At 69.2% G+C, this 23,960-nt stretch carries 22 protein-coding genes and 7 pseudogenes; 17 read left to right on the forward strand and 12 right to left on the reverse strand.

Annotated features, from left to right (window positions below):
- Positions 1-337: 337 nt before the first annotated feature.
- Both ACZ5NH_RS37920 and ACZ5NH_RS37925 read left to right on the forward strand, forming a co-directional pair.
- Positions 338-2,182, forward strand: coding sequence for a trypsin-like serine peptidase (locus ACZ5NH_RS37920; RefSeq protein WP_468781910.1), 1,845 nt, complete (start codon positions 338-340; stop codon positions 2,180-2,182).
- Between the two features lie 622 nt (positions 2,183-2,804).
- Positions 2,805-3,008 carry a hypothetical protein gene (locus ACZ5NH_RS37925; protein ID WP_468781912.1) on the forward strand — a complete coding sequence of 68 codons (204 nt, stop codon included), beginning with the start codon at positions 2,805-2,807 and terminating at the stop codon, positions 3,006-3,008.
- A 108-nt stretch (positions 3,009-3,116) separates the two neighbouring features.
- Here ACZ5NH_RS37925 and ACZ5NH_RS37930 read toward each other — a convergent pair whose 3' ends face one another.
- Genes ACZ5NH_RS37930 through ACZ5NH_RS37940 form a run of 3 tightly spaced genes read right to left on the reverse strand, consistent with a single transcriptional unit; the run spans position 3,117 to position 4,362 of the window.
- Positions 3,117-3,794, reverse strand: a complete 678-nt coding sequence (locus ACZ5NH_RS37930) for a hypothetical protein (protein ID WP_468781914.1) — start codon at positions 3,792-3,794, stop codon at positions 3,117-3,119.
- A 3-nt stretch (positions 3,795-3,797) separates the two neighbouring features.
- The gene (locus ACZ5NH_RS37935) at positions 3,798-4,034 is read right to left on the reverse strand and encodes a hypothetical protein (RefSeq protein WP_468781916.1); all 237 of its coding nucleotides are present in this window, start codon (positions 4,032-4,034) and stop codon (positions 3,798-3,800) included.
- A 34-nt stretch (positions 4,035-4,068) separates the two neighbouring features.
- The gene (locus tag ACZ5NH_RS37940; protein WP_468781918.1) at positions 4,069-4,362 is read right to left on the reverse strand and encodes a hypothetical protein; all 294 of its coding nucleotides are present in this window, start codon (positions 4,360-4,362) and stop codon (positions 4,069-4,071) included.
- A gap of 320 nt (positions 4,363-4,682) precedes the next feature.
- Here ACZ5NH_RS37940 and ACZ5NH_RS37945 point away from each other — a divergent pair, with 320 nt between their 5' ends.
- A complete protein-coding gene (locus tag ACZ5NH_RS37945) occupies positions 4,683-4,973 on the forward strand; it encodes a hypothetical protein (protein ID WP_468781920.1) in 291 nt (96 codons plus the stop codon).
- Positions 4,974-5,021: 48 nt separating this feature from the next.
- On the opposite strand, the pseudogene ACZ5NH_RS37950 reads toward ACZ5NH_RS37945, so the two are convergent.
- A pseudogene (locus ACZ5NH_RS37950) lies at positions 5,022-5,240 on the reverse strand (IS5/IS1182 family transposase); the annotation flags it as partial.
- Between the two features lie 29 nt (positions 5,241-5,269).
- On the reverse strand, positions 5,270-5,419 hold the full coding sequence (locus ACZ5NH_RS37955) for a transposase (RefSeq protein WP_468781954.1): 150 nt from the start codon (positions 5,417-5,419) through the stop codon (positions 5,270-5,272).
- An 82-nt stretch (positions 5,420-5,501) separates the two neighbouring features.
- Here ACZ5NH_RS37955 and ACZ5NH_RS37960 point away from each other — a divergent pair.
- Both ACZ5NH_RS37960 and ACZ5NH_RS37965 read left to right on the forward strand, forming a co-directional pair.
- Positions 5,502-5,615 (forward strand): annotated as a pseudogene (locus ACZ5NH_RS37960) (transposase domain-containing protein); the annotation flags it as partial.
- 109 nt (positions 5,616-5,724) lie between these two features.
- Positions 5,725-6,204 (forward strand): hypothetical protein, encoded by a 480-nt coding sequence (locus tag ACZ5NH_RS37965; RefSeq protein WP_468781960.1) that lies wholly within the window; start codon positions 5,725-5,727, stop codon positions 6,202-6,204.
- Here ACZ5NH_RS37965 and ACZ5NH_RS37970 read toward each other — a convergent pair.
- A complete protein-coding gene (locus ACZ5NH_RS37970; RefSeq protein WP_468781922.1) occupies positions 6,106-6,933 on the reverse strand; it encodes a maleylpyruvate isomerase family mycothiol-dependent enzyme in 828 nt (275 codons plus the stop codon). The two genes, ACZ5NH_RS37965 and ACZ5NH_RS37970, sit on opposite strands and share 99 nt — an antisense overlap.
- Positions 6,934-7,058: 125 nt before the next feature.
- Positions 7,059-7,748 (reverse strand): hypothetical protein, encoded by a 690-nt coding sequence (locus ACZ5NH_RS37975; protein ID WP_468781924.1) that lies wholly within the window; start codon positions 7,746-7,748, stop codon positions 7,059-7,061.
- Positions 7,749-7,789: 41 nt separating this feature from the next.
- Between ACZ5NH_RS37975 and ACZ5NH_RS37980 the strand changes: the two are divergent.
- Both ACZ5NH_RS37980 and ACZ5NH_RS37985 read left to right on the forward strand, forming a co-directional pair.
- Positions 7,790-7,960, forward strand: a pseudogene (locus ACZ5NH_RS37980) (IS5/IS1182 family transposase); the annotation flags it as partial.
- Between the two features lie 185 nt (positions 7,961-8,145).
- Positions 8,146-9,681: a DUF1254 domain-containing protein gene (locus tag ACZ5NH_RS37985; RefSeq protein WP_468781926.1), complete on the forward strand. Its 1,536-nt coding sequence runs from the start codon at positions 8,146-8,148 to the stop codon at positions 9,679-9,681.
- Between the two features lie 153 nt (positions 9,682-9,834).
- Here the strand turns inward: ACZ5NH_RS37985 and ACZ5NH_RS37990 are convergent, their stop codons facing one another.
- The gene (locus tag ACZ5NH_RS37990) at positions 9,835-11,400 is read right to left on the reverse strand and encodes an MFS transporter (protein WP_468781928.1); all 1,566 of its coding nucleotides are present in this window, start codon (positions 11,398-11,400) and stop codon (positions 9,835-9,837) included.
- 356 nt (positions 11,401-11,756) lie between these two features.
- Here ACZ5NH_RS37990 and ACZ5NH_RS37995 point away from each other — a divergent pair, with 356 nt between their 5' ends.
- From ACZ5NH_RS37995 to ACZ5NH_RS38005, 3 genes are all read left to right on the forward strand, one after another.
- Positions 11,757-12,083: a hypothetical protein gene (locus tag ACZ5NH_RS37995; protein ID WP_468781930.1), complete on the forward strand. Its 327-nt coding sequence runs from the start codon at positions 11,757-11,759 to the stop codon at positions 12,081-12,083.
- 94 nt (positions 12,084-12,177) lie between these two features.
- The gene (locus ACZ5NH_RS38000; protein ID WP_468781932.1) at positions 12,178-13,266 is read left to right on the forward strand and encodes a lysylphosphatidylglycerol synthase transmembrane domain-containing protein; all 1,089 of its coding nucleotides are present in this window, start codon (positions 12,178-12,180) and stop codon (positions 13,264-13,266) included.
- A gap of 964 nt (positions 13,267-14,230) precedes the next feature.
- Positions 14,231-14,311 carry a universal stress protein gene (locus ACZ5NH_RS38005; RefSeq protein WP_468781956.1) on the forward strand — a complete coding sequence of 27 codons (81 nt, stop codon included), beginning with the start codon at positions 14,231-14,233 and terminating at the stop codon, positions 14,309-14,311.
- 49 nt (positions 14,312-14,360) lie between these two features.
- Here the strand turns inward: ACZ5NH_RS38005 and ACZ5NH_RS38010 are convergent.
- Positions 14,361-15,240, reverse strand: a pseudogene (locus tag ACZ5NH_RS38010) (phosphoketolase family protein); the annotation flags it as partial.
- Here ACZ5NH_RS38010 and ACZ5NH_RS38015 point away from each other — a divergent pair.
- Complete coding sequence (locus ACZ5NH_RS38015) at positions 15,239-15,574, forward strand: hypothetical protein (RefSeq protein WP_468781934.1); 336 nt, start codon at positions 15,239-15,241, stop codon at positions 15,572-15,574. The pseudogene ACZ5NH_RS38010 and the gene ACZ5NH_RS38015 sit on opposite strands and share 2 nt — an antisense overlap.
- A 99-nt stretch (positions 15,575-15,673) precedes the next feature.
- Complete coding sequence (locus ACZ5NH_RS38020) at positions 15,674-15,877, forward strand: hypothetical protein (RefSeq protein WP_468781936.1); 204 nt, start codon at positions 15,674-15,676, stop codon at positions 15,875-15,877.
- Between the two features lie 42 nt (positions 15,878-15,919).
- On the opposite strand, the gene ACZ5NH_RS38025 is transcribed toward ACZ5NH_RS38020, so the two are convergent.
- Positions 15,920-17,023 carry a baeRF2 domain-containing protein gene (locus tag ACZ5NH_RS38025; protein ID WP_468781938.1) on the reverse strand — a complete coding sequence of 368 codons (1,104 nt, stop codon included), beginning with the start codon at positions 17,021-17,023 and terminating at the stop codon, positions 15,920-15,922.
- 104 nt (positions 17,024-17,127) lie between these two features.
- Between ACZ5NH_RS38025 and ACZ5NH_RS38030 the strand changes: the two genes are divergently transcribed.
- The 3 genes and pseudogenes from ACZ5NH_RS38030 (at position 17,128) to ftsH (ending at position 20,130) form a co-directional block, all read left to right on the forward strand.
- Positions 17,128-17,388 (forward strand): DUF1918 domain-containing protein, encoded by a 261-nt coding sequence (locus ACZ5NH_RS38030; protein WP_468781940.1) that lies wholly within the window; start codon positions 17,128-17,130, stop codon positions 17,386-17,388.
- Between the two features lie 61 nt (positions 17,389-17,449).
- Positions 17,450-17,905 (forward strand): annotated as a pseudogene (locus tag ACZ5NH_RS38035) (dienelactone hydrolase family protein); the annotation flags it as partial.
- Between the two features lie 242 nt (positions 17,906-18,147).
- Positions 18,148-20,130 carry an ATP-dependent zinc metalloprotease FtsH gene (gene ftsH / locus ACZ5NH_RS38040; protein WP_468781942.1) on the forward strand — a complete coding sequence of 661 codons (1,983 nt, stop codon included), beginning with the start codon at positions 18,148-18,150 and terminating at the stop codon, positions 20,128-20,130.
- An 84-nt stretch (positions 20,131-20,214) separates the two neighbouring features.
- On the opposite strand, the pseudogene ACZ5NH_RS38045 reads toward ftsH, so the two are convergent.
- Positions 20,215-20,496, reverse strand: a pseudogene (locus tag ACZ5NH_RS38045) (hypothetical protein); the annotation flags it as partial.
- On the opposite strand from ACZ5NH_RS38045, the pseudogene ACZ5NH_RS38050 reads away from it, so the two are divergent.
- Both ACZ5NH_RS38050 and ACZ5NH_RS38055 read left to right on the forward strand, forming a co-directional pair.
- A pseudogene (locus ACZ5NH_RS38050) lies at positions 20,383-20,804 on the forward strand (amine oxidase); the annotation flags it as partial. The pseudogenes ACZ5NH_RS38045 and ACZ5NH_RS38050 sit on opposite strands and share 114 nt — an antisense overlap.
- 729 nt (positions 20,805-21,533) lie before the next feature.
- Positions 21,534-22,376: a universal stress protein gene (locus ACZ5NH_RS38055; RefSeq protein ID WP_468781944.1), complete on the forward strand. Its 843-nt coding sequence runs from the start codon at positions 21,534-21,536 to the stop codon at positions 22,374-22,376.
- A gap of 968 nt (positions 22,377-23,344) precedes the next feature.
- On the opposite strand, the gene ACZ5NH_RS38060 is transcribed toward ACZ5NH_RS38055, so the two are convergent.
- Positions 23,345-23,812: an SRPBCC family protein gene (locus ACZ5NH_RS38060; protein ID WP_388637015.1), complete on the reverse strand. Its 468-nt coding sequence runs from the start codon at positions 23,810-23,812 to the stop codon at positions 23,345-23,347.
- Between the last annotated feature and the right edge of the window lie 148 nt (positions 23,813-23,960).

Here is a 23,960-nt window from a genome sequence, read left to right on the forward strand (position 1 = left end):
GGGTGCACTGTGCGCTGGACTGGATCATGGGGGCGTCCCTGCCTGTCCACACATGAGGGCCCGCGCGTCGAACGGCCCGAGTCGGGCCGTCTGTCGAGCATCTCATCTGTCATGACGCCCGGTGTGCCCGACCGGCGAGCACGATCAGCCGCCACGACTGAAACGCCGACACTCCGCTCCGTGGCGAGGAACTGAACTTCTCGCAGGCAAGACCGGCCGCGCACTCCGCGCCGGCCGTCCATTCTGTGCGTGGCCCGGACTCGTCGAGCTCTCCGGCCTGCCTTATCTGGAGCAAATTAAGTTGCATAATACACGAATAGTGGGGAGTGTGTTCGCGTTGTGCGCCGCACTTCTGCTGGGCAACGCCGCCGTGGCCCGAGCCGCCACACCTGCCCCGGCCCCCACCAGACAGGTGACGGCCAAGCCGAACCGCACCGACCACACGACGGCCGTCGCGAGCCCTTCGGCGTCCGTCACGCCTTCGTCGGCCAACAGCGGCAGTTGGACGGTTCAGGACGCCATCCGGTTCTGGACGCCCCAGCGCATGGCCTCGGCCACCGACCCCTCGGGTCGCATCGCTCAGCCGCAGGGCTGGACGGCGCCGCACCGGAAGCGATCCGTCGCCACCGGGATCAACGGCGAGCACTTCGACGGCATCAAATCCGTCGGCACGCTCTTCACCACCACGAGCGACATGAAAGCCCATCACTGCACGGCCAGTGTGGTACGCAGCCCCGGACGCAACCTCATCCTCACCGCCGGGCACTGCCTCGGCAGCAACGCGGCGTTCGTACCCAAGTACGACCACACCAAGTCGGCGGGCGACCAGCAGTACGGCATCTGGCCCATCAAGGAGTGGTTCCGCGACTCCCAGTACGCCTCGGACCGGAGCGCCAACTCCGATCTGGACTTCGCCTTCGCGAGCCTGAAGGAGAACGGCGGGCGCAACGTCCAGGACGTCGTCGGCGGCGCCAACACCCTCGCCCGAACGCCCGGGTTCGTCAATCAGGTGACCGTGATCGGCTATCCCATGGTCAAGTACGACGCGCAGGACCGCGCGTTCCACTGCCCGAATGTCTGGACGACGCCGCTGCCGGCCTACAACCAGATGCAGATCGACTGCGCCGGCATGTGGGGAGGGGTCTCCGGCGGACCGTGGTTCTCCAAGTTCGACGCCTCCGGCGACACCGGCGAGATCATCGGCAACGTGGGCGGCTTCCTGCAGGGTGGTCCCGATGTGAAGACCGACAATCCGCTGTACAACCGGATCACCTACAGCCCGCTGCACGGCGACCGGTTCTTCCAGCTTTACGACGACGCCCAGCAGGGCCTGCACACCGACCACGGCCCCTACCATCAGCCGCCCCTGCCCTACTCCATGGGCAGCGGGACGACGTGGGAGCATGCCAAGCTGATGGCCGCCGGCGACTTCAACGGCGCCGGACACAGCGACCTGATCGTGGTCTGGACCGACGGCGAGGCCACCCTCTACACCAACGACGGCCAAGGCCACTTCATCTCCGAACGGCAGTTGCTGGCCCCGAACTCGACCTGGACCCATGCGGAGACCATCACCGCGGGCGACTTCACCGGGTCGAACCAGTTCGACCTCATGGTCCGCTGGTCCGACGGCGAGGTCACCCTCTACGGCGACGTCGGCACCAACGGCCTCAACGTGCCCGGCACCCAGTTGGCCGCCCCCCACACCATCTGGGAGCACGCCACCCAGATCGCCGCAGGCCGCTTCGGCTCCTCGACCTACGTCACGGACCTGATGGTGCGCTGGTCCGACGGCGAACTCACCCTCTACACCAACGTGGGCGCCGGAGGCTTCGGACAGGAACACAAGCTCCAGGACCCCAACTCCACCTGGACCAACGCCACACTGCTGACCGCCGGCGAGTACTCCGGCAACCAGAAATGGGACCTGATGGTGCAGTGGTCGGACGGCGAGCTCGACAACTACGTCGGGACCACCACCTCCGCCCTCGGCACCGAGGCACGCATCCAGAACCCCAACGACCTGTGGACCCACAACACAGTCATGACGACCGGCGACTTCACCCCCAACCACCGCACTGACGACCTCATCGTCCGCTGGTCCGACGGCGAGACCACGCTGTACGCCGACACCGGCATGACCACCCTGGGCACCGAGCACAACCTGGTTCCCAAAGCCTGAGGAAGCGGTCCGAGCCCTACGAACCTGGTTGAGTGCGGTCGGCACCATCCGCCTCGCCGTGCTCAACCGGGACCTGTCCTCAGCCGGGGCCCCGCCACGCCGTTCCGGGCCGTACCTGTCCACGCCGTGGTGACGGAGCCGGGCGAAGCGCCCCTGATGAAAGACGGCGGTGGTCGGGGTGGTGGCCGACCTGGACAAAGGGGTCATGGTCGGGCTCGTGGTCGGGCCGACCATGGTGGATAAAGGAGCTAGTTTGACCCTTGCGGCCCAGCTTGCCCCCTGTCGGTGAGGTGGGTAGAAATCTGTGCCCCTCTGCCCACAGGGCGTTAGTTGGAGCCTGCTGGGACGACGCCGTGACCCGCAAGGCGGCCACCGTGGGGAGAGCTTGATGCCGTATCTGATCCCGTCCCGCACGCCGCTCACACCCGGGCAAGTGTGGAGCGGGCTTCGACTACCTGCTGGCGCTGCAGCAGGGCGGCGGCGACGCCGTCGCCGGGCGCGCGGATACGGAGCTGGTGTTCGTCCTGCTCCGGCTGGCCGAGGACATCATCTGGCCCGTCACCGCCGCGGACGGGACAGCGAGCCGTGCGCGGACTCCTTCGCGCTGGACGAGGTCGGGTGCGTGCTGCTGTCCGCACTGCGTGACTGGGCACGGGACTCCCCCACCACGGCGGCGCTGGGCATCGCGCGCAGCATCATCCGGTTCACGGTGAACGTCATCCCCGACGTCGACTCCGCGGACCCCGCCGACACCCTCGAAGTGATGCACAACGAGCACCTGGTGCTGGCCCACGCGATGCACTCCGCTCCCGGAACACATCGGTAACCACACCACCGTGCGGTCGGGGTGTGCACCTGGTGCGGTACTCGGTGGAGTGGATGCCGGGCACCGTCGGTGCGCACCACGGCATCAGGTGCGCGGCATCGGGTGCACTCAGTGGCCGGCCTCCCGGCCACGGTGCGGTCCGGGCTCCTGCGGGCGGTGCGCCTGCTGGTCGTCCTGGCGCACCGGGTGTCCTGCGTCGGCATCGTCCTGTTCGGCGTAGCAGTCCGCGCGGGCGCGGGAGGCGTCGGCCGCCTTGGGGAACGCGTCCTGGAGGTGGCGCAGCCGCTCGGCCGTGAGATCAAGGGCTTCCACGTCCGCGCGGGACGCCCGCAAGGCCCGCAGCGCCGACAGGTCGATCGCCTCCCGCGGTCCGGCCTCCGGCTCCTGGTCGCCGTGCTCGGGGTCGGCGGCCGGTGACGCGAGCAGCTGTTCGGGCATCGCCGCTCGCTGGTGCGCGACGACGTCGTACGCCCGTCCCCGAGCGGCGGTGACGGTGGTGCGCAGCTTCTCTCGGACCACCGCGTCGGCGAGGACGGCCCGCTCGTACTGCAGCGGGACGCGGGGGATCTCCCACTCCCCCGGCTCCAGGTCCGAAGGCCGGGGCGCGGCCGGTGTGCCCGACTCGGCCGGGGACTGCCGGTCCGGGGCGGTGGTCGGCGGGCGCCGGGCGGGTTCGAGGTCGGCCAGCAACCAGCGGGCGGTATAGAGGCGGTAGGCGGGCAGCAGACCGCGCAGCGTCTTCGGCTCGCTGATGTCCACGCAGTACGTGGCAAGCGCGGCGTCCACGATTTACTCGTCCAGGCCCGGCTCACGGCGGCGGCCGCGCAGGACGAGAGCGAGGTGACGGCGGGCTTCGGCAAGCAGGTGCCGGCGGTGGAACCGGCCGCCGCCGTTCATCACGAACACCGTCGCGGCGACGTCGACGGCCGCCAGCGCTATGTCGACCACAGCCGCGACCCGGGCTCGGCTCGCCGCCGCTGCGGCACGGGCGTACTCGAGGAGGAAGTTGATGACATCGGCAGCCACACCGGAGGTGCGGATCGCGCTCTCCTTCCACTCCTCACGCAGCTTGGCGAGGGGCCGGCCCTTCTGCTTCGGCGAGCGTCATCTTCGCGGCGATCCGGTTCAGCTTGGCGCGGGCCCGCTCGGAGACCACGGGCAGGAACCGCGGGGTGCCGTCGTCGTCGACGGCGGTGACGTACTCGTGCTCCAGCTCTGCCCGGCAGGCGGCGATGTGGTCGCGGCGCCGGGCAGTCCAGCGGATCAGCTCAACGAGGAAGCCACCGTCCGCTCCCAGCTCCGCACCGGCCTCGAACGCCTCGCCTGCCGCCTCAAACTCCGCTTCCCAGAGCACCCCGACGGGAAGAACCGCTCATGAACAACGCCGCGCCGAGCTTGAAGCCGCGTCCCGGCAGGTGCGAGAGATCAACCGGGCACGGTGGTTGGCTACGGCCAAATTTCTGCTGAGTGCGTTGACGGTCTCCATCCCCTCCGCAGCGGGCTCCGGCCTAGGGGGCCCGGTGGCATGGTGGCGCTGTCGGGGCTACGGTGACCGGTATCAACGTCGCAAAGGTTGTCCTCGATGCGGGCGGAAAGCCATGGAAGCCGCAGCCGACGGCATTCAGTTACCTGGTGAATATCCCGGGGCGGCCGCGTCAGCCCGCGTGAAGGAAGTTGGACCGGACACGGGCGGGGTCGTTCACCGGCAGGGTCCGCCTGTATGTCGGCTCTCCCTACGGACCCACGGTTCACTCGGATGACCACTACTCCAGCATCGAGCCTGGCGGCTCCACCTGGTGGGACGTCATCAGTCACTCGTCTGCGTCCCCGGACGCCTGGCGCGTGGGCGCCGAGGTCAACGACTCCGGATGTGTGCAGTGGACATCACTGCACTACTACGGCAACGGCTCCGAATGGAGCGGTCCCTACGGTGGTTGCGGCGACCAGACGGCTCCCGGAAGGTGACCGAAGCAGTCACCACAGAGGAGGCCTGGGGGCTGTCTCCGGTTGTGATCAGGGTGCTTTCAGGATGCTGCTGATCCAGATGGTCGCTTCGCGGAGATGGAGTCCGGCGAGGTAGCTCTCGGGCGTTTTGTCATAACGGGTCGCGATGCCCCGCCAGTCTTTCATCTTGTTGATGGCCCGCTCGACCGTGTTGCGATCGCGGTAGAGACCGGCGTCATGGGTGACGGGCCTGCCGCCCCGGCTGCCTCTCTTCCTGCGGTTGGCGGCCATCGCATGAAGCGGTTGTAGACGGTCTGTCAGGCGCCGAACTGCTCGGGCATCTCCCGCCACTGGCTCCCGGTGCGGAACCTCCAGATCACCCCCTCGAACTGCTCGCGCAGTCGCTCGGGGTACGAACCGAACTTGCCGACCGGCAGGAACGGCCCGTATGAACTCCCCTCGGCGATATCGAGCCGTTCGACCTCGCCGGGTGCTGGCGGGTCACCCGAGACTACGACGTGCGGTCATGTCCCGCAGGGTGCAACGTCAGTGAACGCCCCGGGGCATCTGGGCGAGTGGGCCGGGATCATCGACCCCGAGTTGATCGCCGCGGTCCTGGAGGACACCGGTGTCCGCACGCAGCGGCTGCGGCTGCTCCCGGCGCGTCGTGCTGTACTTCGCGCCGGCCCTCGCCTGCTTCGGCTGTACTTCGCGCTGGCCCTCGCCTGCTGCGAGGGATGCGCCAGGCGGTATGGGCCAAGCTGGTGGCCCGATGGAGAGCAACAGCATGAGCGGGAGCGGGCTCTTCAAAGCCCGGCGCACGGCCAAGCCGGACCCGGCGTTGGGCCGGCAGGTCCTGTTCAGCGCGGAGATCGACCAGCGGATCGCAGCGGAACTCCCGCCGGAGGTGCGGGGGATCCTGCACTTCACCGGCGAGACGATGCCGGCGCAGTGGCTGGCGGCCGTCCGGCAGAACGGCGAGAGCTACAGCAGTCGCGACCAGAGCGTCGCGGTGGAATTCCAGAGCCTCTCACCGGCCCTGGCCACCGAGTTTGCCTGGGGGATCGAGCGGCAGGTGCAACTGGGCATGAACATCGACGCCGAGGCCACGGCGAAACCGCGGCTGACTACGGCGTCCGGCCTGTCAGCCAGGTCAGGGTGCAGTGAACAGGGTCGGGAAGCGGGGGGCCAGCCAGGGCCGAGGGCCCCAGGCGAGGACCTGCCCCCGGGCGATGGCGCGCCAGGGATTTAGCCGGCCGAGCGCGATGAGCAGGAAGGCGACGGGGTCGAGCAGGATGGTGCAGTCCGCGCGGTGCCGCGTCGCGCCCGGGATAACCTGCACGGCCCCGTCGGCCAGGGCCACGCCGAATGTCTCGCCCCCACGCAGCCGGATCCGGTAACGGGCCGCGAGCCCGGCCGTGGCTGACGGGTCCGCGACACGCGGCATGACCGAGAGCATGAATGGCATGCACAACCCCACCCGTGCCCGGTCGACCATGTGCGGGCGATTCAGGGCGCGGGCCAGGTCGTATCCATGACCGAGCATATGCGTGAGCAGATACGACGCCAGAACGGACTGGTTCATCGTGCCCAGGGGTGTGGCTGGTGCGGGGCCGTGGGCCGCAGGGTGCGAGACAGCGTCCAGGAATGCCTCGGCCTGCTCCGCGATCATCGTCGCGAGTGGCTCCGCCCGACGTTCTGCGAAGTCGGCGAGGGACTGGGCGTTGGCCTCGGCCAGGCTTTGAGGCGTTCCGTCGCCGTAGGGGCGCTCCCGTCCGGCTGCCAGGTCGGCCATCAGTTCGTTGGCTATGGCCAGGTGGGCGGCGGCCTCGCCGACGGTCCATTTTGACCCCGGCACGGCAAGCGCCGTGTCGCTCGCGCTGCGCACCAGCGCGGCGATCTCCTCAGCAGTGCCACGAATCGCCTGCGCCAGCCCGTCGGGCAAGGGCCACGAGCCGTCCTGCCGTACCGTCGTGTGCACGTTGCTCGCTCCGCTCCCCACCCTGCCCGGCACGCGCCATATGCCGGGGCGGTGGTACCCAACCAGACTTGCACCGCGCCCGGCAAGCCCTGCGGCCGTGAGCCCCGTTGCCACTGCTTCCATTTCTACCGGACAAGGCCTGTAAGAGTGAAGCACTGCCGGTCGGGAGCGGAACAGAGGCGCTGATGCTCGCGGGCGGCGTGGTAGCTGCTAGAAGGCTCATGAAGATCTTGGTGAGGGGCTGTCCGGCCGGAGGCCGGGCAGCCCCTGTTCGCCGTGCGCAGTTCCTCGGCGAGGTAGGTGAAGACCATCGCCTCGAAGTGCTTGCGGACGAACTGCCCCGGCCGCGTCCTGTCGACCACGGCCTTCTGCCAGTTCTGCGTGGCGAAGGAGATGTCGACCCGCGTGCCGTCCTCGCCGATCGCGCTGATGTGCTCGCCGCGGGCGGCCTCATTGCGCTGCGCGTGCGCGAGCGCATCCAGCACTCGCCCGTCCTCCGAGGTGGCGGTGAACTGAAGCTTCTCGGCCAGGTCGAACATCAGCGTCCGGTCCCGGCCGATCTGCCCGTACAGCAGCACCTCCCAGAACTTGCCGTGGTGAGCGGAGACCTTCTCGATCTGCTCGTACTGCTTCGCGAACCCGCCGAAGCTCTCCACGGTCTTCGTGACTGTGCCGAGCCCGGCGGCCTGCACCACCAGGGCCTTCATCAGGGCGAGGACGGCCGGGGAGACCTCGCCGTCCAGGCGCCGGGCGACCTCCTCGACCGACGCCTGTTTGTCCAGCTCCTGGAGGGCGGCCACGGCCTCCGCGGTCATCTCGTCGGCCTTTGCCAGCGCGGCTCGGCCCCGGGGTCGGGGCGGCCCGGGCGGCCTCGACGAAGGCGTACGTCCTGCTGGACGGCACCCTTCTGCCGATCGACCGGATCGCCGCCGACCAGCCCTTCTATTCCGGCTAGCACAAGAAGCACGGGATGAACGTGCAGGTCATCGCCGACCCTTCGTGGGGTCGAGCGGCGCGGTTGCCGGGCCCTGGGTGCGGTGATCTACTCGAGTGAGTGGGTCCGGCCACAGGGAGCAACCCGCCCGGTATCCGACGAGGCACGGCGAACGATGCAGCCCGTCGGCCCCACGAGGAGGAGCCGGGATCGCTCGCCGACCGTGATCTGCCGTGCGGCCGAAGATGTGGGGCTCCGTGCTGGAAAGGAACGCCGCAATGGCCTCTACAGCGACGAACAACCGTCCCGGGCAGCGACTGCGCCTTCAAGTCACCGAAGTCGCGTCGACGATCGGCAAAGCCGCAGTGGCGACAGGCAAGGCCACGGCAGACGCCGTGCGCCACCCGGGCGCCACGGCCGGACGCGCCCGCAAGACATCGCAGGCGTTGCCCTTGATGTGGGAGTCAGTCAAGCCGGTGCTGACCGGCCACGTGACCGACTGGCGCCGGGAATACGCCTACACGCTCGGGGAGCAGGCCTTCGTCTACGGGTTCCCGTACATCTACAACGCCGGTCTCCGCCACCGGTGGGTGACCCGGGTGCCCGACACCGACGCGACGCCGTACGCGCCCGTCAACCACTTCTGGCACGCCCGGAAACTCTTCGACGCCTCCGACCGGCAGGGCCTGTGTCCCAACAACGACACGCTGTACTCGTTCGCCTGGGTGGACCTGAGCGAGGAACCCGTCATCCTCTCGCACCCGGACATGGGGAATCGGTACTTCACCTTCGAACTGGTCGGCATGACCTCCGACAACTACGACTACGTGGGCGGGCGCGCCACCGGCCCGAACGCCGGTGATTTCGCCCTCGTCGGTCCGGGCTGGAGCGGAGACCTCCCCGAAAGGGTGCGTCGCACGGCGACCGCACCCAGCCCCTGGATCCTCATCGTCGGCCGGACCCTCGTCGAAGGCGAGCAGGACCTCTCCAGCGTCCATGCTCTTCAGGATCAGTACCGATTGGTCCCGCTCCACCTGTTCGGCACAAAGGAAGCGCAGCTGCCGGCCCGGCACGACGTGCTGGTACCGATCGACGCGGCACAAGACCCTCTCGGGCCGTGGAAGACCCTGAACGCGATGCTGGCCGAGAATCCGCCGCCGCGGCACCACGATGTCCTGCTGAAGCAGTTCGCGGAGATCGGCATCGGGCCCGGCATCGACGTCGAAGCCCAGCCAGAACCCGTCCGGCAGAGCCTGATCCGGGCCGCGGCCACCGGTGGAGCCATGCTCGAACAGCAACTGCTCAGTGGTGAATGGGCCCACGTCGTCAACGGCTGGCGCTACCCGCCACCACAGATGGGACGGTTCGGGGACGATTTCCTGCGGCGAGCCGCGGAGCAGTCCCTCGTCGGTGTCGCCGCCAACGACCCCGAGGAAGCGGTCTACCTGGCCGCCTTCCACGACGCGGACGGCGCCAAGTTGTCCACGGGCCGCTACGAACTGCGCTTCGGGCCGGGAAGTCTGCCTCCGGTCGACGCGTTCTGGTCCCTCACCGTCTACGGCGAGGACAGGAATCTGGTCGTCAATCCGATCGACCGATACTCCATCGGTGACCGCACCCCCGGACTGCTCACCGACGCAGATGGAAGCCTGACCATCCGCCTGCAGCCCGATTCCCCGGGAGCTGCCGAGGAATCCAACTGGCTGCCCACACCGGCACAGGGCATCTGGTTCGCCGCACTGCGCATGTACCTGCCACGTCCCGAAGTCATCGACACACGATGGGAGTGCCCGCCGATCAGCCGCGTCACCTGACGACACTGCCGGACGACCGTGGCGCCGCCTTGAGTCTGCCCGGCGCCACGGTCGGTGTATTCGATGAGCGAGGCCGCTTTGGCTCCGTCCTTTCCACTCCGGCACTGTGCGGCCCTGCGCCGAGGCCGGCGTTCGCCGTGGTCCGAGCGCGCCCTACGCGCGGGGCTTTTTGTAGCGGGGCATCAGCCCAAAGGCCGCCGCCGCGACGACGAGCGGCAGGATGCTGACCGCGAGCATGGTGAGCCGCAGTCCCCCGGCGAAGTCCAGCGCGAGTTTGAGTCCTGAGGCCTGTCGAAGCAGATTGGGGTCGTATCCACTGCCACCCGGACTCTGCGCCATCCCGCTGCGTACGGCATCCACGGCCTGTTCGGCCTTCCTCACCGACAGATCGCGCGACTTCGCGTCCGCCTGCCACTGCCGCTGGAAGAAGATGTTGAAAAGCAGAAGGTAGACGGTGGGCCCGAACGCGGCGCCGGTCATCGCGAAGGCCATCTGAACGGAGGCGACCGTGCCGGAATGCCCGGGCGGTGCTTGGGAGAGGACCGTCTCGGACACCGAAGTGGAGGTGACCAGCGAGCCAAGGTTGCACAGCCATGTGGCCAGCACGAGCAGCCACACCGCCATCGTCGGGCCCGCGGTGCCCGCCAGCAGCAGCCCGCTCGCCGCCATCACCAGCAGACCGGTGACCATCACCGGCCGCGGGGTGTACTTCCCCACAAGGCGCCCGGCCAGGATGACGGCACCGGCGATCAGCAGGGTGCCGGGCAGGTACAGCAGGCCGATGGCCTCGGGGGACAGCGACAGGACGATACTCCCGAACTGTCCCAGGACAATGCCGAGTCCGGCGGCGAGAAAGTTCAGCGTGAGGGTCGCCGCCAGGGCCACGCTGAACGGTGTGCTACGGAACAGCGCCAGGTCCAGCGCAGGCTCACGAGTGCGACCTTCGTGGAGCACGAAAACCACTGCGACGACCGTGCTGATCGCCAGCGGCACCCAGGTCTCGGGCCGGGAGATGCCGTTCTGCGCCGCCGCGAGGCCAACGACGAGGGCCAGCAGGGCGGTCCCGATCATTGCCACACCGACCATGTCCAGGCGACGGCCCTGCTGGACGGGTGACTCCGGGACGCAGCGGGCCGCCAACCAGAGCGAGACCAGGCACAGCAGCGGGGCGATCAGGAACAGAGACCGCCAGCCGATGGCCGCCACCATCCAGCCCGTGAACGCGGGGACCGCCCCGCAAAGGATCATCGTGACGGCCATGAGGATGCCGATGCTCATCGGCCGCTTCTCCGGCGGCACCGCCACTTTCAGCAGGGCCAAGGGCACTCCCAGCAGCGCTGTCATCCCCAGCCCGTCCAGCAGGCGCATTACCAGCAGGAAGCCGTAGCCAGGGGAGAGCATGGAGAGCAGATCGACGACCGTGACGACGACAAGTCCTAGCATCAGCAGCCGCTTGAGGCCGAAGATGTCCCCGAGGCTGCCCGCGGTGAGGACGGCGGCGGCCATTACCAGGGTCGCCGCTCCGCTCAGCAATCCGAGGACCTGCGGCGGTGCATGCAGGGCCCGGCCCACCTGCGGCAGATTCAGGCTGAGCACCAGCGGGTCGACGACCGTGACTGCGAAAGCGAGGGCGAGACCGAGGATGATCGGCAGGGTCGTCGCGTTCGTGCGTGGCCCGACCGTCGGCACCGCAATACCTCCCGTACGCCCGCGTGCCATGCCCGTCGACGCTAACCCGGCCGCCGAGTACCGCCGAGCCACCCCGGACCAACACGCGCGGAAGTCCGGCGTTCGGGTGAGCTGAGGCCTGTCGCACACCGTCCAGGCCGTTACCAGTCTGGTCGCGAACGCAACGACTGTCCGTCTGCCGACGGACGGACTGTTCCCTCAGGTACGTCGCGGTTGATGTATCCCCTCGGCCCTAAAGGCCGCGGGTGTGCCGGCGGCGGCCGCGGCATGCGTCGGCGGCGCCATCGCCCGGTAAGGCCGCCGGCAACTGAGCAGGACCCCCGCACCGTCCCGCCAGAGCGGATGTCCGGCTGCTCACCGAAGCGGGTGCGGCTGACCGAGCAGGGGTGGGCAAGGACGCGGAGGCGGTGCGCCTTGGGCGAGAGAAGACGTGGTCGGCGATCCGTGCGAAGGTGAAGGCCGAGGGCGCGGCGTGCTCTTCGCCGACCCCGGTGGGCATCCGCACCGACCAGGTCACCGGCCGCACCTGGGGCGAGAAGGGACGTACCCCGATCGGGCGCCGCATCGACAACCGGTTCTCGGCGAACGCGACGTCCGCGATCAACACGAAGGGCCGGATACGCCCTTGGTGCAGTGGGCAGAGCCAGACGGAAGGTCGATGCGGCACAGCAGATCCAGACGCGGACCGGGTCGAGCTTGCCTCGGTCGAGTGATTGTCCCGGCCGACGACCGTACGCCGTGCCCCCCCCGGCCCGTCGTCGTCCTTCGGCGCCTGAAGCCCGCGACGCCGGTTGAGGGTGACGGCTGATGTCCGGGCGGCAGGGGCCCGAGGCGGTGCGCGGTGCCGGGCCGGCGGAGGAACGTCCCACGCGGCCAGGCCCGCTGTGGTGGCTGGTGGCCGTCCTCCTCGCGACGGCCGTGGTCCTGGTCGGCGTTCTGCGGCGGCGAGAACTGACCCAGGCCTACCGCCTCATCGCAGGAGTACGCCCGCTGCCGGTCGCGGTCGCCGTGGTGTGCGAGGCGCTGTCGATCGTCTGCTTCGCCGCGGTGTACCAATGGCTGCTGGCCGCAGGCGGGACCCGCTGGAGCCTGCGGCGCACGACGGCTCTCGTGATGGCCGCCAACGCCGTGTCGGGTGCGCTGCCCGGCGGAGCGGCGTTCTCCGCCGCCTGGGACTTCCGGCAGCTGCGCCGCCGGGGCGTCGAGCAGGTGCTCACGGCCGCCGTGCTGGTCGTGGCCGGTGGACTGTCGGTACTCGCTCTGGCTGTCCTGCTCGTGGCCGGCGTGGTCGCCGCGGGACCGGCGGGGCTGCGCACCGTTCTGCTCCCTGCGGCCGGGGTGCTAGTGGTCCTGGGGATCGCCCTGGCCGTCTTCGGAGCAACCCGTCTCCCCGGCCTCCGTAAAGCGGTGGGTCGAGCGTGGACAGACGCCGGGCTGCGCTCCCGCTGCATCCCTCAGGGCCAGGAGGCACTCGTCCACCTGGTCGAGCAGGCCCGCAGCCTGCAGCCCGGCCTGCGCCCCTGGCTGCCACCGTTCGCGTTCGCGCCGCTCAACTGGGTCTTCGGCGTCGCCTGCCTGGCCATCGGCCTGCGGGCGCTGGGCATCGGCGTGCCCTGGCACAGTCTGCTGCTCGCCTATGTGCTCACCCAAGCCCCCCAGCAGCCTTCGCCTGACCCAGGCAGCCTCGGCATCGTCGAGGCGAGCCTGTCCGCACTGCTCGTCCTGTCCCGTCTTCGGCCCGGACCGGCGATCGCCGCGACGCTCCTGTACCGGGCCGTCAGCTACTGGGCCCTGCAGCCCATCGGCTGGGCGAGCCGGCTCGCCCTCACGCTCCGGACCAGTCCGCCGCGCTCCCCGCCCCGCCGCTCGACACGACGCAGAAATCCCCGTCCGTAACAGTCGAAGAACGTCGCCTGCATTGCCTCCGGGGTAGGTCCGCGACCACCGCCAGCGTCCCCACCGCCACGGCTCCGACCACCACAACCAGCACCACGTCCCCCGGCGGACAGCGACACCGCACCTCCCCCGGCGACCAAGTCGAAGGCAGACACCGCCCTCCCACTTTGTCTATCGCTGGTGCGAGCCCCCTCAGCTTGATGCTCCACGCCCGGACCAGGATGGGGCCGACCAGGCCCCCCGCAGTACCGTTCGGGCAACGCCGAGCCGCCGGAGGTTCCGGGACCATGGGCTGGGTGGCTGCGGCGCCAGGTCGGCGAGGGCGGTCAGGGTTTCGCGGCTGGGGCGGCCGACGCGGATCGGCGGTGATGGACTGGAGGCCAGGACGGCGCCGTAGAGCACGGGCCCTCTGAGCTACTGGTGACACGGCAGGAACAGACGACACCCTGCTGGCCATCCTGGACGACGCCACGGCCGTCCAATCCGTCGCCGACCGTGCGGTGGCCGCGTGCGGCCGTCCGGGCCGCAGAATTGAGGCCGGGGCCTGGAAAAGCCGCCCCGCCCTGCCACGTCGACTGGGCGATCTGCTCACACATGGAAGAATTGACCTAAAAACTATTGACTCGGGGCATACCACGTGCATCGTTGTTAGTAGCCCATAACACCGAAAGAGTCACAAAATCGACGAGGACGTCTAGTCGGCGGAGTGAACTTGGACAGGATGTGGATCAGGCCCCCGGCAAGCCGGCGCGATACCGGAGCGACAGTGACGACTGAAGCCCCAGGACACGTGCAGCACTACCGGGGACTGTTTTTTTGCTCTTGGAGCCTTCACGCCGGATCCTGACCTTGGTGCGAAGGCTTTGCCACGGCTACGCTCTCCCCACGGAACCGAAGAGCAACAAGCGCGGCCTCCATCGCCCGCCGAGCGGCGCTGTAGAGGACCCCGGCCAGGTCCCGCGCGGTGCTCTTCGGCACGGCCAGCCAGCAGTGCGTACAGCACGCCACCTGCCCGGTCCTCGTCGTCCGCACCGCCAGCCGCTGAGCATGTGCGGCTCCGACTCCCCAGCCCCTGACGCATCGGCGGCAGGTCCTCAGCCGGGCCGGCTCCAGTCGGCGGCCTTGGGCAGGTCGGTGCCGTGCTCGCGGATCCACCCCTGGTGTCCGAAGCGGACATCGGCCATCTGCTGGCGTACCCCGGCGGCGCGCACGCCGAGGCCGGACACGCGGTCGATGACGTCCATGACCAGCCCGTAGCGGTCCAGATGCGGACCACCATGTCGACGGGGTCGTGGTGGTTCCCTCCTCCTTGTATCCGCGCACGTGCAGGTGCGGGTGGACGGCGCGGCGATAGGCGAGGCGGTGGATCAACCACGGGTAGTCGTGGTAGGCGGCGACCACCGGCTTGTCGCGGGTGAACAGCGTCGAATTCGGCGTCCGGCATGCCGTGCGGGTGTTCCTTGGCCGGCATCAGGCGGGCGATGTCGACCACGTTGCCAACCCGCACCGTGTGCTGCCGCAGGAGGCTTGCGGCGGCCAGCGCCCGATGGTGGGGACGTCCCCTGCGCAGGCGAGCACCACATCCGGCTCCCGGGCGCCGTCATCGGTACCGGCCAAGTCCCAGATGCCCGCGCCGCGGGCGCAATGGGCGCGCGCCTCGTCCAGCGACAGCCAGTCGTGGCAGGGCTGTTTGCCCCCGACGACGAGGTTGACGTAGTCCCGGCTGCGCAGCACGTGGCCAGCGACCGCCAGCAGGGTGTTGGCGTCCGGCGGCAGGTAGACCCACAGCACCTCGGGTGCCTTGTTGAGCACGTGGTCGATGAAACCGGGGTCCTGGTGGGAGAAGCCGTTGTGGTCCTGGCGCCACACGTGGGAGGTGAGCAAATAGTTCAGGGAGGGGACCGGGGCCCGCCAGGGCAGGCGGCGCGGTGTGCGAAGCCATTTGATGGGCTGGTTGGCCATGGAGCCGACGATGCAGCGGGCCATGGCCCGTCAGGCCGAGGCCGAGCGGGAGAAGCGTGCCAAGGTCATCGCTGCCGAGGGGGAGGCTCTGAGCGCCAACCGCCTCGCCGAGGCCGCCGACGTCATCAGCGACCACCCGATCGCCCTGCAACTGCGCAACCTGCAGATCCTCGCCGAAATCGCCGCGGAGAAGAACTCGACCATCGTCCTCCTGGCCCAGTTCCTCGAAGGCGTCAGCGCACTGACCCGGTTTGTCGAAGGCGAAGCCGGAAAGGGCGCGGCGTCTCCGCCGGAACTTCGGACACGCAGGGAACCGGTGGGAAGCGGCAGCTCCGTCCCCGTCTGAGCCGGGCGGCGGCGCTGGAGCACCCAGAAGCGGGAGCTGTCGGAAAAAGGGGTCCCTGCCCGTACCGACGAGGCCGGAATCGTCAGCAGGGAGCTGTGCGTGCATACCACCTGGGACGGCAGGCAGGCCGATGTGAAGGTCCGGTACACCGGCACCTCCGAGTGGTTCACCCTGGCTGGCAGCCCGGTGCCGTGCCCTTCTCAGCAGGACAGCCGGAACCTGCACCGGGCGGTGGTGGAAGCCGTGCGGGCCGGCGGCGGCACCACCGTCCCGCAACACGACCGGCTGAGGGCGCACCCTTGAGTACCGGTGAGAACCGGCGTTCTGCCGCTCCCAGAAGGCTGTTCAGTCACGGGACATGGGGTCGGCGTAGCGCAACAGCACGCCCACACCCTCGCTCAGCCACAGCTCCTGCTCGGGCACCACGACGAGTTCGGCCCTCGAGCCGACGAGGGCGCGGGCCAGGGCCGCGTCGGCCCGTTCTTCGCTGATCTCCCGTATTCCGTAGGAGCGCAGTTCTTGTTCGGTGAGGGCGAGTTGGCCGGGTTCCGGGCCGGCCCACAGGCGGAACGGCGACTCGGGGTGGTCGTTGAGGAGAAGGGCCTTGACCATGCCGCGTTGCAGCGCCGACACGGCGGGCGCAAGGCCTTCCGCGAATGCTCCGTCGCGGGCCCGCTCGGCGAGGAAAGCGTCCAGCAGTACCCGGTCGTGCGCGGCCATGCGCCCTGTGAAGAGGCTTTCGAGCCGCCGCTCCAGCAGTGCCCGCCCGGGCTCGGACTCGCCGGCTCCCTCCACGGTGGAGACCTGCCCGCGCAGGGAGGCCGGGAGCCGGTGGACAAGGATTCCGCGGGCCCAGACGTCTCCGGCGACGACCACCGTCTCGACGTCGATGCGCCGTGCGTGGCCTTCCAGCTCCCGGCCGACCTCTCCGACAGCGCGTGACCAGTCCGATACCGGGATCTCCTCGTCCAGACGGTGGCCCGGCGTGACCTTGGTCAGCGGCCAGGTACCCGCCTCGGCCTCGATCCGTACGGTGCCGGTGGCATCCGTCGAGTGACGGCCTCCGTAATGCACGTGCACCGCCAGGTACGGGATCGCGGGCGCATGCTGGACGATCAGCGGCATGGTGTCCGGCAGCGTCCCGAAGTGCGCGGTGTCCCGTGCAGGCGGTGCCGGCAACTCGTCCAGCAGGGCCAGATGTCCGTGAGCGGTGAACACGGCCTGACCATGCGTGCCGGGAACGTCCGTGTCGCTGCCCACGGTGCCCGCCACCGCGGTGATCGTGTCCCGGTCCGCTCCCTCGGACATCAGTGCGTCCCGAAGATGCCGCCAGCGGAGTTGTACGGCGGCATCGGGCTCCTCGATGGCGGCGTCACGTGATGTGTCCAGATAGACGGACGCGAAAGGACCGGGCTGCTTGTAGAGAGGTTCCAGGAAGGAAAGTCTCATGGTCACTCCCGAGTGGGCTGCCGGCGCCACGTGCCACCACGCCCGGGATGCCGCCGTACCAAGGCACGTTCCGGTTGGCGCGCCGCGGCTCTTCCAACTCCAGGATGCGCCCGCCCGACGAGCCGCGCTTGCCCACCGCACGAGCCGCGGGCGCCTGGCACCGACGGACCAGACAGCCCGCCGGAGGTACCCGAACGAAGTCAGGGAAAGACGGCAGGGTGCTCGGCCAGAACGGCGAACCGCCCTATCGGGTGCGCTACGAAGACGGTCACGAGACAGAGATCTTTCCCGGCCCAGGATGCGTGATCGAGACCCATCCGGCACACGAAGCCCCGTTCAGGCAGCCGCACCGGGAGAGGCAGTGACCGGGTACACCGCAGGCGGGAACAGCTCCGCGCCGCCTCGCGGCCGGCCTGAACCGCGCGGGACCTGCTCACCGACACAGAGGAGGCCGACCGGGCCCATGTCTTCGACACGGGTATCCTCGCCCGGCGGCTCACGCACGCCACCGGCTGGCTGCGCGGGCAGCCCGAGGCTCAGCGGCTGGCCATCGGCTAATTCGGCGCCAGCACCGGTGCTGCCCCCGCGCTCTGGGCAGCCGCCGAGCCTGACGTGCGGATCGCTGCGATCGTCTCCCGCGGCGGCAGGCCCGACCTCGCCGGACCACAGCTGCCGGCTGTGACCGCCCCCACCCTGCTCGTCGTCGGCGGCCACGACCGACTTGTACTCGACCTCAATCGTGAGGCGCAGGCCCTGCTGCGATGCGAGAACCAACTCGCGATCCTCCCCGGCGCGACCCACCTCTTCGAGAGGACCGCCACCTCGCCCACGTCCTGCGCACCTGGCTGCATACGTTCCGCGACAGGCTCACCGTCGATGTGACCGCCAACTTCTCCCCGATGTTCCCGGCGGCCGCACATTAGGGCGCGCTTCGTTGATGTGGCAGCTCGAGGACGTACACACCTGTCAGTCGGCTTTTTGGTCACTGGCTGACGGTGGCCTCGGTCCTGAGAGGGCCCTGACCGGACGGCCCCCATCAGGGCCGTTCGACCCCTGCCACCGAGGAACGACCGGGTTGAGGCTGGTAGACGGGGTTCATGCCGACCGAAGGGGGCGTGGGATTGGTGATCACACGAGTGCGGATGCCGCACCGGCACCTGACACCGCCCGCCAAGCCTGGGCCGCCGCGCGAATCGCCCACGCCTCCCTCCCGGCAACCACAGCCGCTCGGCGGACGCTGGCTGTTCTGGTGGATCCTGATGACGCTCGTCATGGTCCTGCTGCTCTCGCGCGCTCGGTCCGGGCCGCACACGAGTTCACTCTCCTACAGCGACTTCGTCGGCAAGGTCGGCGCCAGCCAGGTGCAGATGGTCGACATCAACGACAAGGGCGCGGTCAGCGGCACCCTGAAGGACGGCACGAAGTTCACCACCCAGATCCCCACCGCGCTGGGCACCGGGGCCCAGCTCCAGCAGCAGCTGACCTCGCACCACGTGCAGATCAAAGCCAGCCAGAGCAGCGGCGGCGGTTCGACGTGGTTGTCCGTGCTCTTCTCGTTCCTGCCGTTCCTGTTGCTGATCGGCATCTTCGTGTGGATGGGGCGCCGTGCCGCAGGGTCGGTGACCGGCGGGCTGAGTGCCATCGGACGCTCGCGGGCGAAGATCATCGAGGCGGAGCGGCCCACCACCGGGTTCGGCGACATCGCCGGCTATGGCGGGGTCAAGCAGGAGATCAGCGAGGTCGTCGACTTCCTGCGCAATCCCGCCCGGTACACCGCCGCAGGCGCCAAAGGCCCCCGTGGCGTGATCATGGTCGGGCCACCCGGTACCGGCAAGACGCTCTTCGCACGAGCGGTCGCCGGCGAGGCGGACGTGCCGTTCCTGTCCGTAACCGGCTCCGCGTTCGTGGAAATGTTCGTCGGGGTCGGCGCCTCCCGGGTGCGCGACCTGTTCGACGAGGCCCGCAAACGCGCCCCGTCGATCATCTTCATCGACGAGATCGACGCCCTCGGAGCACGACGCGCCGGTGGGGCCCAGCTGGGCGGCAACGACGAACGCGAGCAGACCCTCAACCAGCTGCTGTCCGAGATGGATGGCTTCGACCAGTCCAGCGGCATCGTCGTCCTCGCCGCCACCAACCGGCCCGACGCCCTCGACCCGGCCCTGCTACGCCCCGGACGCTTCGACCGGCAGGTCACCGTGCCGCTGCCCAACCAGGCCGAGCGAGCCGCGATCCTCGCGGTCCACGCCCGGGACAAGATCCTGGCTCCGGACGTCGACATGGATGCCGTGTCGCGCGCCACGCCCGGCTTTTCCGGCGCGGATCTCGCCAACCTGGTCAACGAGGGCGCCATCAACGCCGTACGGAATGACCGCACCCGGATCGAGCCGCACGACCTGGATGCCGCCCGCGATCGTGTGCTGCTGGGGCGCCGAGAGTCCTCCAACGCGCTGCTGCCCGAGGAACGCCGCTCGGTGGCTGTCCACGAATCGGGCCACGCCCTGGTCGCGGCGTTGTGCGAGCACGCCGACCCGGTGGCGAAGGTCACCATCCTGCCGGCCGGCGTCACCCTCGGCGTCACCGAGCAGCTCCCCGAAGCAGAACGCCACTTGTACAGCGAGAGTTACCTGACCGACCTTCTGGCGGTGCGCCTGGGCGGGCGCGCGGCCGAACTCATGGTCTTCGGCGAAGGATCGACAGGAGCCGCCAATGACCTGGCCGGAGCCACCCAGATCGCCACCCGCATGGTCCGCGAGTTCGGCCTCTCCCCCGAACTCGGCCCGATCGGCTACGCCTCCTCCCACCCACACTTCCTCGGTGAAACCACCGACGAGCCCGGTCGCCCGGCGTACTCGGAGCAGACCCAGCGCATCGTCGACGAGGAGGTCGCCCGCCTGCTGCGCCAGGCCGAACAGCACGCGATCACACTGCTGCGCGGCCACCGGGCCGCCCTGGAACACCTGGCCCAACAACTGGTCACCCACGAGACCGTCGACGGCTCCGTCGTCCTCGACGTCCTGCGCCAAGAACGCAGCCAGGCGGACGGAAGAGTCGATGACCACGCCCTCAACGCGTCGTCGCCTCCTGGACGAAGCGCACCCGGGTGAGCCGTCCAGCAGGACACGGTCGCCCCGGATGACGGCGATGGGGCAGTACGCGTGGTGCAGCAGGGCCATGGTGACCGAGCCGGGCAGCAGCCCCGAGAAGCCACCACGACCACGGGCACCGGCGACCATCAGCTGCGCGTCGCGGCCGGCCTCAAGCAGAGCCGAACGGACCCGGGAGCGCACCAGTCGCCGCTCCACGGCGACCCTGCCCGGTCGGCATCGTGGCCGCGTATGAGCTGATGAAGATGGGCGGCGTTCAAGTCCTTCCGACGCCGTGAGATCTTCGGCCAGGTCGGCTTCGGCACCGGCGGCTGGGACATCGACTTCCCGAACTCCGTCCTGGAGATCCTGCGCGTCGTCTACACCGAGGCCGACGACCACCACCGCGGCATCGTCGGCGGCAGCCAGCGGCTGCCGCTGCGCCTGTGGGAGCGCGAGCCGGAGAAGATCGTCCACTGGCCGTACGGCACCTCGCTGAAGTCCCTGCACGACGGTAAGCCGCGTCCTGCCGTCACCCGGCTGGACCGTCCGGAGGGAACCGCATCGCGGTCACCGATGCGACTGGGGGAACGCTCACCTACAAGGCGGCTTGCTTCACCGCTCAGAGCTGGGGATCGTCCAAGCTCTTCGTCCCCGTCGACCGGCCGTTCTGCCTGGACAAGGTGATGGAGTCGTCCCTGCCGCTGGCGCACGGGAGCGTGACCGTGTCCGCCCGATCCGAGGCCGCATGCCGGTCGACGGCCTCGTGGGCGATGTCGAGTCCGCCGCCGGCCAACCCAGCGAGTGCGTTGCGCTCCTGCGACCAGAGGAACGCGGAGCCGACCCGGTCGTAGTCGCTGAGCGGGGAGGGACGGCCGAAGCGGTGTCCTTGTGGATGGATTCCACGTCCCGTACACAGACCACTGCCGTAGCCGATGGTGCATCGGCGCCCACGATCGCGTTGGCCGCCTCCACAGGGATCGCGTTGGCCGCCTCCACAGGGTTCCGGACGGTGTCACACCAAGTCTGTGACAGGCCGTTGAAGACAAGCGCTCGCCCCGATACTCACTCAGCCGGACCGGCCCCTTGTACTGCTGTGGGCCGACCGGTACGGACAACGGGGTCGGAAGGCCCATGGTGAGACACCTCCGTGCGGTGTTGGATGACGGCGGAAGCAGGACGAGGGGCATGAGCTGCTGGTTCGGTCAGGCCGCGGCACCCCGCATGCGCCCTTGTCAGTACCGCCGGGTCACTTCCCGTCGCCGAAGTGGTAGGGCCGTCCAAGCAACTCCGCTCGACCATGAGACCGGCGAGGAGGGAACCGCGGACAAGGTGCGGTGTCCGGCGGAGACCATGATCCGTTGCGACATGGAGGAGTTCCGCGGTTCCAGCGGCGGCGAACACCGATGTCCCCGGGAGAAGCAATGACTGATCCGATCATGGTCGGAGTCGACGGCTCCGGCCGCAGTCTGCGAGCTCTGGTGTGGGCCGCCCACGAGGCGGCGCTGCGTCACTGTCCTTTGCGCATCATCCACGTCCTGCCCCTGTTCCACTCGTACGCGACCAACGAGGCGGAACGCATCGGGGAGAGGAACCACTGGGACCACGGAGTCGTGACCGAGGCGACCGCCATCGTGCGGGAAGCCCATCCAGACCTTGAGGTGACATCCGCCCTCCCCTCGGGGAACCCGGCGGCGGTGCTACTGGCCGAAGCGGAGCACGCCCACACGGTGGTGCTCGGTGCGAAGGGAATGGGCGGCTTCGGAAGCCTGCTGATCGGTTCGGTCGCCATGCAGGTCGTCGGTCACGCGTCCAGTCCAGTGGTGATCGTCAACCACGTCCCCACCGGGCACGGCCGCATCGTCGTCGGCGCCGACGGGTCGGCATACTCCCGGGCAGCCCTGGCCTACGCCTTCGGGCAGGCGTCGCTGCGCGGCGCCCCGTTGCACGCCGTGCACGCCTGGAGCCATCCAGGGCCCCACGCCTATGTCAGCGAGGCCCAGGATGCCGTGGCCAAGGAGCAACGGCAGGCGCTGGAGGAGTGGCTGGCTCCGCTGCGCCACGAGTATCCCGATGTCGAGGTGGTGGAACAACTACCCGACGAACCACCGGTCATCGCGCTGTCCCGGGCCTCGGACCGCGCCGACCTCTTGGTCGTCGGCTCGCGTGGACTCGGCGGCTTCCACGGACTGGCCCTCGGCTCCGTCAGCCACCACCTCCTGCAGTTCTCCCAGTGCCCGCTGGCAGTCATTCGCCCACGGACCTGAGATCCCCACCTGACCATCACATGCCGACTGGGCCGTCCCTCGACGCCGCCCCGGGGTATCCCGACAATGCGGTTCGTCGACGAGCGGGAACAGGTGGCCCACGCACTGGCTCCGCTCCACCATTGCTCCTCCGACGGGCCTGGCCGACCCCCGCTCGGGTGCCTGCCGAACGTCGTACTCGGCTCGGCCCGCGGTCACGCCGACCTGATCCGCCGCGGTGCCGCGCGGTACGGAACGCACTGATCCGCCGTGGCGGAGGGAGGAGACGGCATGGCTCCGGAGTCGCCGACCGTCTTCATGGAGGCACTGTCGGTGGCGCGCGCAGCCGGCCGCGCAGCGGTCCACACGCGTCACTCATCGGATGGAAGGCGACGCCGGCCCAGTGGCGGACAGGCCGATGCATTGCGCCCTGCGTGGTGGGCATGCCGCTGAATCGCTCCCGGAACCTCAGGGGCACTGAGGCGAGCAAAGGTTTCGTCCACACGGCGTCACGGTTGCTGGTGCGCGCAGGGGGCCGGGCGCCCGGAGAGCCGACCAGCTTGCCCCTTGCGTGGCTCCCGCCTGGGTGAGCCGTCTGGCCTGGCCGATGTCTGCGCCGATCCGGACTCCGGTTGGTCGGCGTGGTCTCAACGCGCACATCAGAACCCGGACGGCCGACCGAGCACATGCAAAGGATCAAGCAGAACTATGGCTTCCTCGCAGGCGAGTCCGCATCAGTCGGTATCTGCGCGAGCAATTGAGCAATGCTCATGACCTGTGGCGTCGCTCTCGTCCGCGCCGGAGCCCGCTTCGAACGCGGCCACCTCGTCGAACGCCCCGAAGCCCACGCAGCATGAACAACCTCAGCAGTTCCGTCGATCTTGGCAGTTACTCAGCCATCATCTGACGGGATGCGTGCGATGACGGGTGTGAGCGCTCGACCGCTTCCTCTGACGACGTGGCCGGGCCCGGGGCACAGCCGCCCCGAGTCAGTCCACCGCTTCGACGTACGACGCCAGGTTGTCCAGCGATGAGGAAATCCCGGCCTCGTGGACCGCTTGGTCGATGCCGGGCGGCACGTCCGTGGCGGTAACGGTCACCTCGGTCCCCTCACCGGTGGCAGCGAGGTGCCACGTCATCGTCATGGTGCCCGCGTACGACGGGTCGTCAGCCTGGAACACTGCCCGCTGCACCACGCGCTCCGGCGGCACCAGGGCGGCGAACCCGACGTCGACGACATCGGTCGCATCTGACGTCTTGCCGGGGCTGTCAGCGGGGTCGAGGTACGTGAGGACCATCCGGAACCCGCCACCAGGCCGGGGATCCCACCGCTCGACCCGCCCGCGCATGCCATCCGGCGGCAGCCAGACCTCGAGGGACTCCCGGTCGAGGAGGGCGCCGTAGACGGTCTCCGGTGGTGCCGCGATCACCCGGCTGGCGCGGTCTGTCCTACCCATGACCAGATTCTAGGACTGAGGTTCCGCCAGGCCCATCCTCATCAACCGACCCACTTAGACGCCGTCTCATTTGGAGTGTTGGGTAATCTGCACCGTGTGGTGATGGTCGAACGCATGGTGCCGGACGGGTTGTGGGAGCTGTTCCAGC

The sequence above is a fragment of the Streptomyces sp. NPDC031426 genome (genome assembly GCF_055581585.1).